This window comes from Streptomyces kunmingensis (assembly GCF_039533535.1).
GTDB lineage: Bacteria > Actinomycetota > Actinomycetes > Streptomycetales > Streptomycetaceae > Streptomyces > Streptomyces kunmingensis.
This window is the reverse complement of record NZ_BAAATS010000001.1, coordinates 37,078-53,919: the sequence shown is the minus strand read 5'-3', so window position 1 is coordinate 53,919 and position 16,842 is coordinate 37,078. Positions and strand designations below refer to the sequence as shown.

Annotated in this window: 13 protein-coding genes; 6 read left to right on the top strand and 7 right to left on the bottom strand. The window is 71.7% G+C overall.

What is annotated here, in order from left to right; genetic code table 11:
* Position 1 precedes the first annotated feature (1 nt).
* From ABD366_RS00240 to rsmH, 4 genes are all read right to left on the bottom strand, one after another.
* A complete protein-coding gene (locus ABD366_RS00240; protein WP_324768352.1) occupies positions 2-1,672 on the bottom strand; it encodes a UDP-N-acetylmuramoyl-L-alanyl-D-glutamate--2,6-diaminopimelate ligase in 1,671 nt (556 codons plus the stop codon).
* Between the two features lie 57 nt (positions 1,673-1,729).
* On the bottom strand, positions 1,730-3,694 hold the full coding sequence (locus ABD366_RS00235) for a peptidoglycan D,D-transpeptidase FtsI family protein (protein ID WP_324768354.1): 1,965 nt from the start codon (positions 3,692-3,694) through the stop codon (positions 1,730-1,732).
* 4 nt (positions 3,695-3,698) lie between these two features.
* Complete coding sequence (ftsL, locus tag ABD366_RS00230; RefSeq protein ID WP_324768356.1) at positions 3,699-4,289, bottom strand: cell division protein FtsL; 591 nt, start codon at positions 4,287-4,289, stop codon at positions 3,699-3,701.
* A 229-nt stretch (positions 4,290-4,518) separates the two neighbouring features.
* On the bottom strand, positions 4,519-5,475 hold the full coding sequence (rsmH, locus tag ABD366_RS00225) for a 16S rRNA (cytosine(1402)-N(4))-methyltransferase RsmH (RefSeq protein WP_324768357.1): 957 nt from the start codon (positions 5,473-5,475) through the stop codon (positions 4,519-4,521).
* Positions 5,476-5,885: 410 nt separating this feature from the next.
* Between rsmH and ABD366_RS00220 the strand changes: the two genes are divergently transcribed.
* From ABD366_RS00220 to ABD366_RS00205, 4 genes are all read left to right on the top strand, one after another.
* On the top strand, positions 5,886-6,428 hold the full coding sequence (locus tag ABD366_RS00220) for a beta-class carbonic anhydrase (RefSeq protein ID WP_324768358.1): 543 nt from the start codon (positions 5,886-5,888) through the stop codon (positions 6,426-6,428).
* A gap of 218 nt (positions 6,429-6,646) precedes the next feature.
* On the top strand, positions 6,647-7,687 hold the full coding sequence (locus tag ABD366_RS00215) for an AAA family ATPase (protein ID WP_324768359.1): 1,041 nt from the start codon (positions 6,647-6,649) through the stop codon (positions 7,685-7,687).
* Positions 7,687-9,081, top strand: coding sequence for a DUF58 domain-containing protein (locus ABD366_RS00210; RefSeq protein WP_324768361.1), 1,395 nt, complete (start codon positions 7,687-7,689; stop codon positions 9,079-9,081). The genes ABD366_RS00215 and ABD366_RS00210 overlap by 1 nt, the downstream gene beginning before the upstream one ends.
* On the top strand, positions 9,078-11,498 hold the full coding sequence (locus ABD366_RS00205) for a transglutaminase TgpA family protein (protein ID WP_324768363.1): 2,421 nt from the start codon (positions 9,078-9,080) through the stop codon (positions 11,496-11,498). Before ABD366_RS00210 ends, ABD366_RS00205 begins: the two co-directional genes overlap by 4 nt.
* Positions 11,499-11,647: 149 nt before the next feature.
* Here the strand turns inward: ABD366_RS00205 and ABD366_RS00200 are convergent, their stop codons facing one another.
* From ABD366_RS00200 to ABD366_RS00190, 3 genes are all read right to left on the bottom strand, one after another.
* Positions 11,648-12,052, bottom strand: coding sequence for a DUF3040 domain-containing protein (locus ABD366_RS00200; protein ID WP_324768364.1), 405 nt, complete (start codon positions 12,050-12,052; stop codon positions 11,648-11,650).
* A gap of 273 nt (positions 12,053-12,325) precedes the next feature.
* A complete protein-coding gene (locus ABD366_RS00195) occupies positions 12,326-13,147 on the bottom strand; it encodes a methyltransferase (protein ID WP_324768366.1) in 822 nt (273 codons plus the stop codon).
* 98 nt (positions 13,148-13,245) lie between these two features.
* The gene (locus ABD366_RS00190; RefSeq protein WP_324768367.1) at positions 13,246-13,800 is read right to left on the bottom strand and encodes an SAV_6107 family HEPN domain-containing protein; all 555 of its coding nucleotides are present in this window, start codon (positions 13,798-13,800) and stop codon (positions 13,246-13,248) included.
* Between the two features lie 182 nt (positions 13,801-13,982).
* On the opposite strand from ABD366_RS00190, the gene ABD366_RS00185 reads away from it, so the two are divergent.
* Together ABD366_RS00185 and ABD366_RS00180 are read left to right on the top strand one after the other, a co-directional pair.
* Positions 13,983-14,753 carry an ATP-binding cassette domain-containing protein gene (locus tag ABD366_RS00185; protein ID WP_324768369.1) on the top strand — a complete coding sequence of 257 codons (771 nt, stop codon included), beginning with the start codon at positions 13,983-13,985 and terminating at the stop codon, positions 14,751-14,753.
* Positions 14,725-16,809, top strand: coding sequence for a YhgE/Pip domain-containing protein (locus tag ABD366_RS00180; protein WP_324768371.1), 2,085 nt, complete (start codon positions 14,725-14,727; stop codon positions 16,807-16,809). Before ABD366_RS00185 ends, ABD366_RS00180 begins: the two co-directional genes overlap by 29 nt.
* Positions 16,810-16,842 lie beyond the last annotated feature (33 nt).

Genomic DNA, 16,842 nt, shown 5'->3' with positions numbered 1-16,842 from the left:
TTCATCCCTGGGTTTGCTCGATGGCTTCGCGAAGCACCAGGCGGTCGTCGAAGGGACGCACCACCCCGGCGATGTCCTGGCCCTGCTCGTGGCCCTTGCCCGCGACGAGCACCGTGTCGCCGGGCTCGGCCCGGGCGACGGCCGCGGCGATGGCGGCGGCCCGGTCCTCGAAGACGGCGACGTCGCCGCGCTCGTGCGCGGGAACGTCGGCGGCGCCCGCCAGCATCGTGGCGAGGATCGCGAGGGGGTCCTCGCCGCGCGGGTTGTCGGAGGTGAGGATGGCCGTGTCGGCGAACCGGGCGGCGGCCGCGCCCATCGGCATCCGCTTGGTCCTGTCCCGGTCGCCGCCGCAGCCGAGCACGATGTGCAGCTTGTTCTCGGTGACCTTGCGCAGCGCCTTCAGGACGGACTCGACGGCGTCGGTCTTGTGCGCGTAGTCGACGACGGCGAGGTACTCCTGGCCGGCGTCCACGCGCTCCAGGCGGCCCGGTACGCCGGGTACCGCGGCGACGCCGTCGGCCGCGGTCTGCGGGTCGATCCCGGCGACGGCGAGGGTGACGATCGCGGTGAGGGTGTTGGCGACGTTGAAGGCGCCCGGCAGCGGTGCCTTGGCGGTGATCCGCTCGCCCTTGGGGCCCACGACGGTCAACGTGGAGCCGAGCGGCCCCACTTCGACGTCCTCGGCGCGCCAGTCGGCGTCGGGGTGGCCCTCCGCCGAGAAGGTGACGACGGGGACCTCGGACTCGCGGATGAGCCGGCGGCCGTACTCGTCATCGAAGTTCACGACGCCCTGTTTGCTGCGTGCGCGTGTGAACAGCTGCGCCTTCGCCCGGAAGTAGTCCTCCATGTCGGAGTGGAACTCCATGTGCTCCGGGCTGAGGTTGGTGAAGACGGCGACGTCGAAGACGCAGCCGTCGACCCGGCCGAGCACGAGGGCGTGGCTGGAGACCTCCATGGCGACGGCATCGACGCCGCGCTCGCGCATGACCGCGAACAGGGCCTGGAGATCGGTGGCTTCGGGGGTGGTGCGCTCGGACTTGATGCGCTCGTCCCCGATGCGCATCTCGACGGTGCCGATGAGTCCGGTCGAGCGGACCGACTTCAGACCGCCCTCGACGAGGTACGCGGTGGTGGTCTTGCCGGAGGTGCCGGTGATGCCGAGCTGGAGCAGGTCCTTGCCCGGGTGGCCGTAGATCGTGGCGGCCAGCTCGCCCATCCGCGCGCGCGGGTTGTCCACGACGAGCGGCAGTAGCCCGGCCTCGACGACGCGCTCGGCGCCGGCCGGGTCGGTGAGGGCGGCGACCGCGCCGAGGGTGGCGGCCTGGGCGGCGTAGTCGGCGCCGTGCGCGCGGGCGCCGGGCAGGGCCGCGTACAGGTCGCCGGGGCGCACCGCACGGGAGTCGTGGGTGATCCCGGAGATGCCGGGGAGGGTGGACGCGTCGGTCGTCTGGGGCACGGGGACACCCAGCTGATCTGCCAGTTCCGCGAGGGGGGTGGCGGATACCTCGACCGGCCGCGGCGGCCCGGGATATGTCACGGGTGCGCCCTTCTGGGTGGTTTGGGACTGATCAGCGTGTGGCACGGCGGTGAGCGTACCGGGCGCACCCCCCGCTGAGCGAAGCGAGGGGCGTCGGGGTCGGTGGTTCCCGGAGTCCGGGGTGATGGTTGTCACGAGCTCTTCAGGGTGTCTTCACTGTGAGGTGATCATGGTCACGGCATGTCCTGGCCGTCATGGCTGGAACGTGACGGGCAGCCGTGCGGACTTGGTGCCGGTGGGCGGCACTTGGAGGGTCTTCAGAGCGAACTCCATGACCTGCTTGTAGATGGGGCCGCAGATCTGGCCGCCGAAGTAGCTCCCCTTCGTAGCGTTCTGGATGGCGCAGTAGACGGTGACGCGCGGCTTGTCGGCGGGCGCGAACCCGGCGAAGGACGACGTGTACCCCTTGTAGCGGCCGGTAGCCGGGTCGACACGGTTGGCCGTGCCCGTCTTGCCCGCGACGCGGTAGCCGGGGATCCGGGCCTTCGTCCCCGTGCCTTCCTCGTCGTCGACCACGGATTCCAGCATCTTCGCGACCGTCTTCGCCGTCTTCGCGCTGACGACCCGGGTCTCCTTGGGCCGGGGGGCGGGGGTGAACCGGCCGTCGGGGCCCTTCTCGCCGCGCACGAACGTCGGTTCGATGCGCACGCCGTCGTTGGCGATGGTCGAGTACACGGAGGCCGCCTGCATCGCGTTGATGGAGAAGCCCTGCCCGAACGGGATCGTGTACTGCTGCGACGTCGACCACTTGTCCGCCGGAGCGAGGATGCCCGCGGTCTCACCGGGGAAGCCGAGGCCGCTCTGCCGGCCGATGCCGAACTTGCGCAGGTAGGAGTAGAGGGTCTGGTTGGCCTTCGGCTGCGTGGAGCCGAGCTCGCCGGTGGCCAGGATCGTGCCGATGTTGCTGGACTTGGCGAGCACGCCGTTGAGCGTCAGGTTCCACGTCGGGTGGTCGATGTCGTCCTGGAAGAGCCGGTCGCCGCGGTGCAGCCGGTTGGGCACGGTGACGTGCGTCAGCGGGGTGGCCGCGTTCTCCTCCAGGATCGCCGCCATCGACATGACCTTGGCGGTGGAACCGGGCTCGTACGCGTCCTGGAGCGCGGCGTTGCCGAGCGCGGTGGCGTTGGCCTGCGACAGGTCGTTCGGGTCGAAGCCGGGCGCGTTCGCCATGGCCAGGACCTCACCGGTCCGGGTGTCCTGCACTATCACGTAGCCGCGGTCGGCCCCGGACTTCTTCACCTGCTCGGCGATCGCGTCCTGCGCGGCCCACTGGATGTCGCGGTCGATGGTCAGCTCGACGTCGGAGCCGGCCACCGCGGGCTGCTCGGTGCTGCCGGCCGTCGGCACCTGCTGTCCGCCGGACTGGGCGTAGCGGATCTTGCCGTTCTTGCCCGCGAGCTCCGCGTCGAGCTGCTGCTCGACCCCGCCGCCGCCCTTGCCGTCGGCGTTGACCCAGCCCAGTATCCCGGCGGCGAGGTCCCCGTTCGGATACACGCGCTTGCTGCTGGGGTCGGCGAGCACACCGGACAGCACGCTCGCCTCGCGGCCCTCGGCGTTCGCCTTCTCGTTCAGCGTCGACCTGAGGTCCTTGATCTGCTTCCAGACCTGCGGTGTCTGCCGCGCGGCGAGCCGCACGTACCGGGTGTTCTTGGTCCGCAGCTTCTCGGCCAGCTTGTCCGCGTCCATCCTGACGATCGGCGACAGGAGCGCCGCCGCCTGCTCGGGCGCGTCCTTGACCTTGGTGGCCTTCTGTGTGAACAGCGTCGGGTCCGCGGTGATGTCGTACGCGTCCACGCTCGTCGCCAGCGAGACGCCGCTGCGGTCCGTGATGCCGCCGCGCTCGGCGGCGATGGTGTGGCTGACGTACCGATTCAGCTCGGCCTTGGCGGCGTACGCGCTGGCGTCGACACCCTGCACCTGGAGGAGACGGACGACGAAGACCATGAGGACGAGCGTGAGGCCCAGGCTCACCATCCGCAGGCGGGGCCGGGGGCTGCCCAGGCGCAGTGGAGTGGGCGACTTCGAGGACGCGGGGCGCGGGCGCCGTGCGGCAGGGCGCGCGCCCTGACCCGAGCGCCGCTGCGGGGCGGGACGGGACGTTCTGCCGCCGCGCGCGGGTCCTGGCACGCGGCGGCGCGGGGGCTCCCTGTCGGTCATGGCGTCACCTGCCGGGGTTCGAAGGGGCGGGGGCCGTGGGCGTCGCCGAGGTGTTCGGATCCGGCTGCGCGGACGGATGGGCCGAAGGACCGGCCGGAGCACCGGCCGAGGGGCCGGTGGACGGACCGGCGGAGGGCGTCGCGCCGGGCGTCGCCGGCGTGGGAGGCGTCGTGGTGGGCGTCGTGGCCGCCGACTCCGAGGCGCTCGGGGCCGCGTGGATCATCTCGGGCGGCGGGGGCGCCTGGTACGCCGGTGCGGTCAGCGCGGCCGGGCTCGGCACCCCGCGGACGGTCCCGTTCGGGGTGAGGAAGACGGGGTCGCCGCCCTGGACCATGCCGAGTTCGCGGGCGCGGCGCTGGAGGGCGTCGGGCGCCGAGTAGGAGTCGACGTCGCGCTGGAGCTGCTGCTCGTCGTCGGTCAGCTCGGTGGTCTGCTTCTTGAGCCTGCTGAGCTTGAACGATCCTTCGTTGAGGGAGGAGTTCAGCAGCAGCAACGTGATGAGGCCACCGCCGAGCAGCAGGACCACGAGGAGGACGAACGGGGTCCGTGCGGCCTGGGCGCCGCCGGACGGAGCGACCGGGAACAGCCGCGCCAAGCGGGCGGCCCTCCCCCGTGGCCCGCCCGCGGAGCCGCCGGACCTCTTCGGCCCCTGGGAGCCTTTGGGCGCCCTGGCTCCTCTGGCCCCTCCGGTCCCGCTGGAACTCCCGGGCCCCTTGGGGCCTTTGGAACCCCTCGCGTCCTTCGAGCCGTCCCTGGAGCCGTCTTTCGGGCCGTCTTTCGAGCCGCTCCTGGCGGTCATGGCCACCTCTCCACGCGCGCGTGCCTCACTCGGCGACCTCCTCGCGGATGCGCTGCGCACCCCGCAGCCGTGCCGGGGCGGCCCGGCGGTTCTCGGCGACCTCTTCCTCCGTGGGAAGTTCGGCACCGCGGGTGAGCAGCTTGAGCCGGGGCTGGTATCGCTCGGGGACGACGGGCAGGCCGGGCGGCGCCGTGGTGGCGGCACCGGCCGCGAACACCTGCTTGACCAGCCGGTCCTCGAGCGAGTGGTACGACAGGACAGCGATCCGGCCGCCGACCGCGAGTGCCCGCACGGCGGCCGGGACGGCCCGCTCCAGAACGCTCAGCTCGCCGTTGACCTCGATGCGCAGGGCCTGGAAGGTGCGCTTGGCGGGGTTGCCGCCGGTGCGCTTGGCGGCCTGCGGCAGGGAGTCGCGGATCAGCTCGACGAGCCGCGCGCTGTTGGTGAACGGTTCCTTCTCGCGCTCGCGCACGACGGCCGAGACGATCCGCTTGGCCTGCTTCTCCTCGCCGTACTGGCGCAGGATCCGCACCAGCTCGCCCGGCGGGTACGTGTTGAGGACCTCGGCGGCGCTCGGCCCGGTCGTCTGGTCCATGCGCATGTCGAGCGGCGCGTCCTGCGCGTACGCGAAGCCGCGGTCGGCCTCGTCGAGCTGCATGGAGGAGACGCCGAGGTCGAAGAGGACGCCCTGGACGCGGGGGATCTCCAACCGGTCCAGGACCTCGGGCAGTTCGTCGTAGACGGCGTGCACGAGGGTGGCCCGGTCGCCGAAGCGGGCGAGGCGCTCGCCGGACAGCCGCAGCGCTTCCTTGTCGCGGTCGAGGGCGACGAGGCGGCACGAGGGGAACGTGGAGAGGAGGGCCTCACTGTGTCCGCCGAGGCCGAGCGTGCAGTCGACGACGACCGCTCCCGGCTCGGCGAGCGCCGGGGCCAACAGGTCCAGGCAGCGCTGGAGCATCACCGGAACATGTCGCTGACTCAAGGGGCCCTCTCAGGTCCGGCGGGCGGTCGCGTACGCACTGCCGGGTCCCCGCCCGCTCCTGAAGGGGATGGTGGTCCGTCGGCGCCGGGGAAGTGACGCCGGCCGACCGGAGCGGGAGGAGGCCGAGCCGTACGTACGCGCCGCGCACGCGGGGAGCGTCCGGCGGCGCCGGGATCTCCGTGTTGCTTCGTTAATGGGGTTCGGCGTCACTTTAGTCCACGGTGCCCCTCGGTCAATCAACCGGCCTGCGCGTCGCGCACCGCGTCGGCCGACGTCACGTGCGCCGCCGATTCACCCGTTCGGCCGCGCCCCTTTCCCGGCTGTGGGTTAGCTCACAACAAGGCGTGATCACGTTCTTTGTCCCCTCCCACAGCAGGCCACAGGCGTCTTCGACGACTACCGTCGTCACCATGACGACTCCCGCCTCCAGCCCGTCCGACGACGCCATAACGGGCGCTGCCACCGTGACCGACCGTTGTGTCGAGGCGAACGCGCGCTACGCCGCCGCCTTCAGCGACCCCGGCCTGAGCGCGCGCCCCGCGGCGCACGTCGCCGTCGTCACGTGCATGGACGCCCGCCTCGACCTGTACGCCGCGCTCGGCCTGGAGCTCGGTGACTGCCACACCATGCGCAACGCGGGGGGCGTCGTCACCGACGACGTGATCCGCTCGCTCACCATCAGCCAGCGCGCGCTCGGCACCCGCAGCGTGGTCCTCGTCCACCACAGCGGCTGCGGCATGGAGGGGCTCGGCGACGAGTTCCGCCAGGAGCTGGAGATGGAGGTCGGACAGCGCCCGACCTGGGCCGTCGAGGGGTTCAAGGACGTAGACCAGGATGTGCGCCAGTCCATCGAGAAGGTGCGCACCTCCCCCTTCCTGCCGCACACCGACGACGTGCGCGGCTTTGTGCTGGATGTGAAGACGGGCGAGCTGCGGGAGATCCAGCCTCGCTGAATCCAGACCCCGGCATGCCCTCAAAAGGTGGTAAGCCCCGACATATCGCGGCCAGTTATCCACAGGCGAGTGACACGAACCGGTAACGGCAACAAGAATGCGTATGTGGCACCCCGCGCGAGCGACGGAACTTTTCGCGCGTGGTGTCCGTGTTTCGGGGTGGGCCGGTCCGCATCGCAGAGCGACGGCCCGGGAAAGTACGGGCCGAGGAGGGCCGGGTGACGACCTATGACGATCGAGCGAGCCTCACTGATCTGACCACCACTGTGGAGCGTGTCCGCAGGTCGGTGGAGGGTGTGATCGAGGGCAAGCCGGAGGTCGTACGGCTTTCGCTGACAGTGCTGCTCGCGGAGGGGCATCTGCTCATCGAGGATGTGCCGGGCGTCGGCAAGACGATGCTCGCCAAGGCACTGGCACGGTCCATCGACTGCTCGGTGCGCCGTATCCAGTTCACGCCCGACCTGCTGCCGTCGGACATCACCGGTGTGTCCATCTTCGACCAGCAGCGCCGGGATTTCGAGTTCAAACCGGGTGCGATCTTCGCGCAGATCGTGATCGGCGACGAGATCAACCGGGCGTCTCCGAAGACCCAGTCCGCGCTCCTGGAGTCCATGGAGGAGCGCCAGGTCACCATCGACGGCAAGACGTACGAACTGCCGAGCCCCTTCATGGTGGTGGCCACGCAGAACCCGGTCGAGATGGAGGGCACGTACCCGCTGCCCGAGGCCCAGCGCGACCGCTTCATGGCCCGCGTCTCCATCGGCTATCCCCACCCGGAGGCCGAACTGCAGATGCTGGACATCCACGGGGGCGCCTCGCCCCTGGACGATCTCCAGCCGGTGGCGCACGCGCACGACATCGTGAAGCTGGTCGACGCGGTGCGCACGGTCCACGTCGCCGACGCCGTACGGCGCTACGCGGTCGACCTGGTCGCCGCCACGCGCACCCACCCGGATCTCAGACTCGGCGCGTCCCCGCGCGCGACCCTGCACCTGTTGCGGGCCGCCAAGGCCTCGGCGGCGCTCAGCGGCCGTGAGTACGCGCTGCCGGACGATGTGCAGGCGCTCGCCGTCGCGGTCCTCGCGCACCGTCTGCTGCCCACCGCGCAGGCCCAGTTGAACCGGCGCACGGCCGAGCAGGTCGTCCTCGACATCCTCCAGCGCATCCCGGTCCCGGCCGCCGACGCGCGCGCACCCCAGGGCTACCCCTCGGCTCCTCCGATCTACGGCCAGCAGCCGCCCGGCGCCCGGGGCCTGTGATGACGGCGGGGGGGTACGACACAGCGGACGCCGGGGGCGGCTTCACGGAGGACGACGGCGCGACGGACGACAAGGGCGACAAGAGCGGTCTGCGCACCGCGCTCGCCGGACTGACCACGCGCGGCCGCTCGTTCCTGGCGGCCGGGATCGCCGCGGCGATCTGCGCGTACGTCCTGGGCCAGAGCGATCTGCTCCGGGTCGGTCTGCTCCTCGCCGTCCTGCCGCTTCTCTGCGCGGGCGTCCTGTACCGCACCCGCTACCGGGTCGCGGGCAGCCGCCGTCTCTCCCCCGCGCGCGTGCCCGCCGGTTCGGAGGCGCGCGTCCACCTGCGGATGGACAACATCTCGCGGCTGCCCACGGGCCTGCTGATGCTCCAGGACCGGGTGCCGTACGTGCTCGGGCCGCGGCCCCGCTTCGTCCTCGACCGCGTCGAGGCGGGCGGCCGCCGCGAGGTGTCCTACCGGGTCCGCTCCGACCTGCGCGGCCGCTATCCGCTGGGGCCGCTGCAACTACGGCTCACCGACCCCTTCGGCATGTGCGAGCTGACCCGCTCCTTCTCCACGTACGACACCCTGACGGTGATCCCGCGCGTGGAGCCCCTGCCGCCGGTGCGCCTCGCCGGCGAGGCGAAGGGGTACGGGGACGGGCGGCAGCGCTCGCTCGCACTGGCCGGCGAGGACGACGTCATCCCCCGCGGGTACCGGTACGGCGACGATCTGCGCCGTGTCCACTGGCGCTCGACGGCGCGCTACGGCGAGTTGATGGTGCGCCGCGAGGAGCAGCCGCAGCGCGCCCGCTGCACGGTGCTGCTAGACACGCGCGCTCCGGCGTACCAGGGCGCTGGCCCCGACTCGGCCTTCGAATGGGCGGTGTCCGGCACGGCCTCCGCGCTGGTGCACATGCTGGAACGGGGCTTCTCCGTCCGCCTGCTGACGGACGGCGGCAACGCGGTACCGGGCGAGGGCACGGACGGATTCGCGGGCGCCAGCCAGGAATCGGCGGACGCGGCGGGCCTGATGATGGACACGCTCGCCGTCGTCGAGAACTCCGACGCGCACACACTCTCCGCGGCGTACGACGTACTGCGCGGGGGGAACGAAGGACTTCTGGTCGCCTTCTTCGGTGACCTGGACGAGGAACAGGCGGCGGTGGCCGCCAAGATGCGCCGGCGAAGCGGAGGCGCGGTCGCCTTCCTCCTGGACAGCGCCGCCTGGGCCCAGGGCCCGGGCGCGCCCGTCACACAGCAGTGCGCCGAGCGGCTGCGCATGCTCCAGGAGGCCGGCTGGACCGCGGTCGTCGTACCGCCCGGAGCCTCCGTCGTGGACATGTGGCGCCAAGCCGATCGGGAGCGCATGGGGACATCGGCCCCCAGCACGTCAGGGGGTTGGTCATGAGCGGCGGTGCCCGTCTGTCGATCTGCGCGACGCTGGCCACGTTCCTGGCCGCGTGCGCCCTGCTCCCCCTCGTCGACAAGCCGACCTGGATCATGCAGGCCGCGATCCTGCTGGTGCTCCAGGCCGCGGTGGGCGCGGCGGCCCGCAGGGTTCCGCTCGCGCGGCCGCTGACGGTCGCGGCCCAGGCGCTGGTCTCCCTGCTGCTGCTCACGCTCGTCTTCGCGCACGAGCAGGCGCTCGGCGCGATCCTGCCGGGCCCGGAGGCCTTCCAGCACTTCGGGGCGCTGCTGGAGGCCGGTGGCGACGACGTCGGCCGGTACATGATCCCGGCGCCGCTCTCCGACGGCATCCGGCTGATGCTGGTCGGCGGCACGCTGGTGATCGGGCTGATGGTGGACGCGCTCGCGGTGACGTTCCGCAGCGCGGCCCCGGCCGGGCTCCCGCTGCTCGCCTTGTACTCGGTCGCCGCGGGGCTCTCCGACAGCGCGATCGACTGGCTGTGGTTCCTGTTCGCCGCCGGCGGCTACCTTCTGCTGTTGCTCGCCGAGAGCCGGGACCGGCTCTCGCAGTGGGGCCGGGTGTTCGGCGGCACCGGGCGTGTGCCCGGCGCGGCGGCGGGCCAGGACGGCAAGGGCGGCGCGGTCGCCCCGGTCCGCACCGGCCGCCGCATCGGCATCGTCGCGCTGAGCATCGCCGCGCTGGTGCCCCTCGCCCCCGTGTTCGCGATCGACGGCGGCCTCTTCGGCCCCTCCGGCGGCGGCGTGGGCAACGGCTCGGGGGGCGGCGGCACCATCTCCGCGGTCAACCCGCTGGTCTCGCTGCAGAACAGCCTGAACCAGCCGGAGGACCGCACGGTGATGTCGTACCGGACGAACGCCGAGCAGACCTCCGACATGTATCTGCGGATCGTCGCGCTCGACGAGTTCGACGGCACGACCTGGCGCCCCTCGGTGCGCAGCATCACCGACGTGCCGTCCGCGCTGCCCGGTCCGCCGGGGCTCGGCGGGGACATCGGCAGAACCGCGGTCAGCACCCGGATCTCCGCGGCCGACTGGTACGCGCAGGACTGGCTGCCGATGCCGTATCCCGCGACGAAGGTGTCGATCGACGGGCGCTGGCGGTTCGAGCAGGTCGGCCGGACCCTGGTGGGCGACCACGGGCAGACGACGCGCGGGAAGTCGTACACCGTCGACAGCCTGATCGTGGAGCCGACGGCGGAGCAGCTGGCCGACGCCGGGTCGGCCCCGACGGACCTGGCCCGCGAGTTCACGAAGGTGCCGGGTTCGCTGCCGGACGTGGTGCGCACCACCGCTCGGCGGGTCACGGCGGGCGCGGCGAACAACTACGAGCGTGCGGTCAAGCTCCAGGACTACTTCGCCGTCAACGGCGGCTTCACGTACAACACGGAGGTGCAGGCCGGCAGCGGTTCCGCCGCCATCGCCCGGTTCCTGAAGCAGAAGGAGGGCTTCTGCGTCCACTTCTCCTTCTCGATGGCGGCGATGGCCAGGACGCTGGGCATCCCGGCCCGCGTCGCGGTCGGTTTCACGCCGGGCTCGCCCGCGGGCGACGGCAACTACTCGGTGGGGCTGCGCGACGCGCATGCCTGGCCGGAGCTGTACTTCGAGGGCGTGGGCTGGACCCGTTTCGAGCCGACGCCGAACCGCGGCACGGTCCCGGAGTACACGCAGGACACCGCCCCGGTGGGCGGTCCGAGCGACCCGGCGGCACCGAGCGAGTCCACCTCCTCGGCTCCCTCGGCCTCGCAGCCCTCGTCGGCGGAGAGCTGCTCGGCGGCCCAGCGCAAGGACGGGAGCTGTGGCAACACGGCGCCGGCGTTCGTGGACGACTCGGAGGACGGCGGTCTGCCGCTGGGCTTCCTGCTGATCGTCCTGGGCGTGCTGGTGGTCATCGTGCTGCTGTTGCTGCCGATGATGTGGCGTCGGCGGGTCAGGACGCGGCGCCTCGGCTCGTTCGGCCACGCGGCGACCGATATCGGCCCGCGCACGCTGGCGGCCTGGCGCGAGGTGACGGACACCGCGTGGGATCACGGCATCGCGCCGGACGATTCGCAGACTCCGCGCAAGGCGGCGGCGCGGATCGTGCGGATCGGTCAGCTCGAGCCGCCGGCCGCCGCGGCCGTCAACCGGGTGGCGGCGGCGGTGGAGCAGGTGCTGTACGCGCCACGGCCTGTGCCGGTCTCGGGCCTCGGCGAGGATGTGCGGCATCTGTACGCCGCGCTGCATGCCAAGGTGAGCGGGCCGGCCCGGCTGCGCGCGTCGCTCGCGCCGCGCTCGGCCGTCCGGGTGGTGTGGGCGGCGTCGCAGCGCTGGGAGTCGTTCACCGTGCGGGTGCGAGCCCGCTGGGCGTCGGCGATCGAGCGAGCTTTCCGCTCCCGGGCCTCCAACCAGGAGAGCTGAGCACCTGTTCTCGCGGCCGGAAGGCTCCGGCCGCCACCACGGCGGCCGGACCTTGCATCCGGGTACGGGCTCTTACGCAGAAAGGGTGACCGCCCGAGGCGGTCACCCTTTCTGCACGTGTGTGATCCCGGCTACCGCGGCGAAGCCGCTCAGCGGCCACCCTGTTCATCGCGACGGCGCTGCCAGCGCTGCTCGATCCGGTCCATCATCGAGCGCTTCGGTTTGCTCTGCCGTCGGGCAGCGGGTGCGCCTGGCACCGCTCCCGCCGGCTGTTCGCCCGGCTTCGGCGCTTTGCGCCAACCGGTGACGGCGAGCACCGCACATCCCAGCATGACGAGGAACCCCACCACACTGATCCAGATCTGCTGCGCGACCATACCTGCCATGAGGAGCGCGATACCCACCAGGAAGCCCGCGACTGCCTGGTAGACCCGACGTCGGGTATATGTACGCAGCCCGCTTCCCTCAAGCGCTGTCGCGAACTTGGGATCTTCGGCGTACAGCGCTCGCTCCATCTGCTCGAGCATTCGCTGCTCGTGCTCCGAGAGCGGCACGGAGTCCTCCTCATCGTGCAGTCGCCGGGGCGACCGGGGGTCCCCTTAAGGATAGGCAGGGAATCGCCCCCGTGAAACCCGCCCCTCTACGCCAACTTCACCATTCCGGACCGCGCCACGCCGCTCCGGCTCACTGAGCGTCATTCCCCAGCGGCCGACCCGTCATGCCGGACGGTCTACCCCGATCATACGGCGACAGGCGCCCGATCGGGGGGCCTGTGGCGTACTCCATCTGCCGCTGCGCCGCTGATCAGCGCCGGATGACCGGAGTGGTCAGGTCTCGTCCGTCACTTGCTTCACACCCAGCACGTGCAGTTGCGTCGCCACGGCGTGGAAAGCGGGCAGTTCGGCGGCGGCCGCCTCGAGCTTCAAAAGCTCCTGGAAGGCGCCGGGCTCGGTGTCCACGAGGACCCCGGGAACGAGGTCGGCGAAGACCCGTACGCCGTGCACCGCGCCCACGTCCACGCCCGCGTCGCCGACGAGCCGGGAGAGCTGCTCGGCGGTGAAACGGCGGGGCACCGGGTCGCCCTCGCCCCAGCGGCCCGCCGGATCGTCGAGCGCCGTCCGCGCCTCCTTGAAGTGGCCGGCGAGGGCGCGCGCGAGGACGGCGCCGCCGAGGCCCGCGGCGAGCAGGCTGAGCACACCGCCGGAGCGCAGCGCGCCCACCGCGTTGCGCACGCCCTCCGTGGGCTCCTCGACGTACTCCAGGACTCCGTGGCACAGGACCGCGTCGTACGCGTCACGCTCGACGACGTCGAACAGGCCCGAGACGTCGCCCTGGACGCCGCGCACCCGGTCGGCCACACCGGCTTCGGCGGCCCGGCGCTCGAGCGCGAACAACGCGTTCGGGCTGGGGTCGACGACGGTGACGCGGTGACCGAGGCGGGCGGCCGGCACCGCGAAGTTGCCGCTGCCGCCTCCGGTGTCCAGGACGTCGAGCGTCTGGCTCCCCGCGGCCTTGACCCGGCGGTCGAGGGCGTCCTTGAGCACCTCCCACACCACTGCGGTACGCAGCGAGGCTCGGGAGCGCGAGGGGTCGGTGTGCGGCGACGTCGCTCGAGGGTGGGAGACGGGGGGGCGCATCGGGTCCGACACGGCAGCTGACTCCTCGGCGTGAACAGGTTCGGGCGTCTCCACCCTAATGGGCGCGGACGGGCGGCCCCGCCATCCGTGTACGACACCGCAAGCGCTGGTCACCCCGCGTCGGGCACCTCCCGCTCCGGCACGCGGGTGTCGTCCTCCTGGCGCGGCTGGGGCAGTACGGGCTGAAGGACGAGCATCCGCTCGACCAGGCGCAGGAACATCGCCACGTCACGCAGCAGGTCGTCGGCGTCGCGGGCGCTGGCCGCTCCGCGTATGCCCGCTTCCGCGCGCGCCCGGCGGGTGGCCCCGGCTTCGAACAGGGCGCCCCATTCGGCCAGTTCGGGCGCTATCTCGGGGAGCACTTCCCAGGCGCTGCGGATTCTGGCGCGGCGCTTGGGGGTGGCCTCGGGCCGGCCGCGGGCGGCGAGCACGGCCGCGGCGGTGCGCAGGGCGGCGAGGTGGGCTGTCGCGTACCGCTCGTTCGGCATCTCGAGCACGGTCGCTTCTTCGAGTCCGGCGCGGGCCTGGGCGAGCAGGTCGAGGGCGGCGGGCGGGGCGCTCGCCCGGCGCAGCACGGGGTGGACGTCGGTTGCCGGTCCGGTCAGTGAGGGGGCAGGGCCGGTGGTGGCGCGGCTGCGTGCGGCGGCTGCGGGGTACCTGGCCATGACGAACCTCCTGTCGTCTGTGTGACGGCGCGGTGGCCGTATGTGCCCATCGTGCGGTACGCCACTGACAATCGGCCCTGACCTGGCCTTTTGCCTTCCCTCGGGAGTTCGCGCTAACTTTTGCACTGACTAGTCAGTACAAAATATGTCCGTGCGGGGAGCCGCCGAGGGGGAGCATGACCATGGACGGTCCGGAGGGCGGGGCCGCCGTCGCCGCCGAAGGGTTCGGGGTGAAGGGGCCGCGCGGCTGGGCGTTCCGCGGCGTCGACGTGGACGCGGCACCCGGCTCGCTCATCGCGGTCGCGGGTCCGTCCGGCAGCGGCCGCACCTGTCTGCTGCTCGCGCTGACGGGACGTATGCGCTCCGCCGAGGGGACAGCCACCGTCGGGGGGCTGCGCCTACCGAAGCAGATGCCGGCCGTGCGGCGGATCAGCGCGCTCGCACACGTACCGGGCGTGACCGACCTCGACCCGGCGTTCACCGTGGCGGAACACCTGCGGGAACGGGCGCTGTTGCAGCGCCGCTTCGACGGTTCGCTGCGCGGACTGCTGCGCCCCCGCTCCGAGCGCGTGGCCGCGGCGAAACTGCGGATCGACACCGCCCTGACCGCTGCCGGCCTGGACCTCGACACCCTGCCCAAGGGCAGCCGCACGGCCGTACGCGACCTGGAGCGCGTCGAGGCGCTGCGTCTCTCCCTCGCGCTCGCGCTCATCGGCCGGCCCCTCCTGATCGGCGTCGACGACACCGACCTGAAGCTCGCGGACGCCGAACGGGCCGAGGTCTGGAACCAGTTGCGGAGCGTCGCGGCGGCGGGCACCACGGTCGTCGCCGTGTGCAGCGAGGCACCGGACGAAGCGGACGTCGTCGTATCGACCGCTCCCCCGCGCGCCACCGCGCCGAACGACACCGAGAAGGAGACGGCCGATGCGCTCGCCGAAGCTCGCCGCGCTTGAGCTCAAGCGCTTCGGCAGGGGAAAACTGCCGCGCGCCGCGCTCGTCGCGCTTCTGCTGCTTCCGCTGCTCTACGGGGCGCTGTACCTGTGGTCCTTCTGGGATCCGTACGGGCGGCTCGACAAGATTCCCGTGGCGCTCGTCAACGACGACAAGGGTGCGGCCGCCGCCGGAAAGAAGATCACCGCGGGCGATGACATCACCGAGGGGCTGTACGACAGCGACACCTTCCAGTGGCACGAGGTCAGTGCGGCGCAGGCCGAGCGCGGCGTGGAGGACGGCACGTACTACCTGTCGCTGACGATGCCCGAGGACTTCAGCAAGCGGATCGCGTCCAGCTCGGGGGACAGCCCCGAGACCGGTGCCCTTCGGGTGCGGACGAACGACGCGAACAACTACATCGTGGGGCAGATCTCCCGGACGGTCTTCTCCGAGGTGCGCTCCGCGGCGTCCACGAACGCGTCGCGGTCCTTCCTCGACAAGATCTTCATCTCGTTCTCGGACATCCATGACGCGACCCAGAAGGCGGCGAAGGGCGCGGACGACCTCGAGGGCGGCATCGGCAAGGCGAAGAAGGGCTCGAAGGATCTCGCCGACGGGCTGAAGGGCGCCAAGAAGGGCAGCGGCGACCTGGCGAGCGGCCTGAAGAAGCTCGACCAGGGCGCCGCCGACCTGGAGACGGGCTCCCGGCAGGTCTCCGACGGCACACAGACGCTCGCGGACAAGGTCAACGGGGCCGCCGGACAGGTGCTTCCCTTCCTCAAGGGGAGCAAGAAGCAGATCGGCGATACGGCCCGGCTCGTCGCCGACTCCGCGAAAGGCGTCCGGAGCAACCTGGACGACCTGGTGAAGCTCGCGCCCGCCGCCCGCAAGGGCGCCCACGCGAGCTCCGACATCCTCGCCGCGGTCTACGAGCGGCGCTGTGAGAAGGCACTGATCGACGACCCGGCCTGCCCGGACCTGAAGAAGGCCAGGACGGCGGCCGCGGACGTCGCCACCGTCTCCGACGACCTGAACACGCTCATCCAGGACGAGCACGGCAACCTCGGCCTCATGGACAGCCACCTTGAGACGCTGCAGAAGCAGTCGGAGGCGCTCGCGAAGCACGCCCCTACGCTCGACAAGGATGTCGAGAACGCGGTCGCCCAGATCAACAAACTGAACAAGGGGGCGGGCCAGGTCGCGACAGGCGCCAAGAAGCTGCATACAGGACTGGGAACGGCGAAGAGCGGCTCCACCGCGCTCGACTCCGGTGTGAGCAAGCTGAAGACCGGGGCGAACGACCTGGAAGGCGGCATGTTCAAGCTGGCCGACGGCTCGGACAAGCTGGCCGGCGGACTGCACGACGGCGTCCAGAAGATCCCCGACTACGACAAGAAGGACCGCGACCAGCGCACCGAGGTGATGGCGGACCCGGTCAAGCTGGCCTCCCAGTCACTGCACCAGGCGCCCAACTACGGGACAGGGTTCGCCCCGTACTTCATTCCGCTGTCCCTGTGGGTGGGCGCGATGGTCGCCTACATGCTGATCCAGCCGCTGAACCGGCGCGCGCTCGCCGTGGGGGCCTCCTCCTGGCGTGTGGCCCTCGCGGGCTGGCTGCCGGTCGCCGCCCTCGGGCTTCTCCAAGTGGCGGCCCTGATGTCCGTACTGCACTGGGCACTTGGGCTGCAGATGTTGCACGCGGCCGGGACGGTCGGCTTCCTGTGCCTGGTCACGGCGTGCTTCGCCGCCCTCGTGCAGTGGCTGAACGCACGCTTCGGCGCGGCGGGCCGCATCCTTGTGCTCGCCTTCCTGATGTTGCAGCTGACGTCGGCGGGCGGCACGTATCCCGTGCAGACCAGCCCGGGCTTCTTCAACGCGATCCACCCGTACCTGCCGATGAGCTACGTGGTCGAGGCCCTGCGGCGACTCATATCCGGCGGCGGACTCGGTCCCGTATGGCAGGCGTGTGTGGTGCTGACGGCGTTCACGGCGGGCGCCCTCGCGCTCACCGCCCTGACGGCGCGGCGCAAACAGGTGTGGACACTCGACCGGCTGCACCCGGAGCTGAGCCTGTGAACGCCGGCGCGACGCGGCCTGTGAGAATCGGGG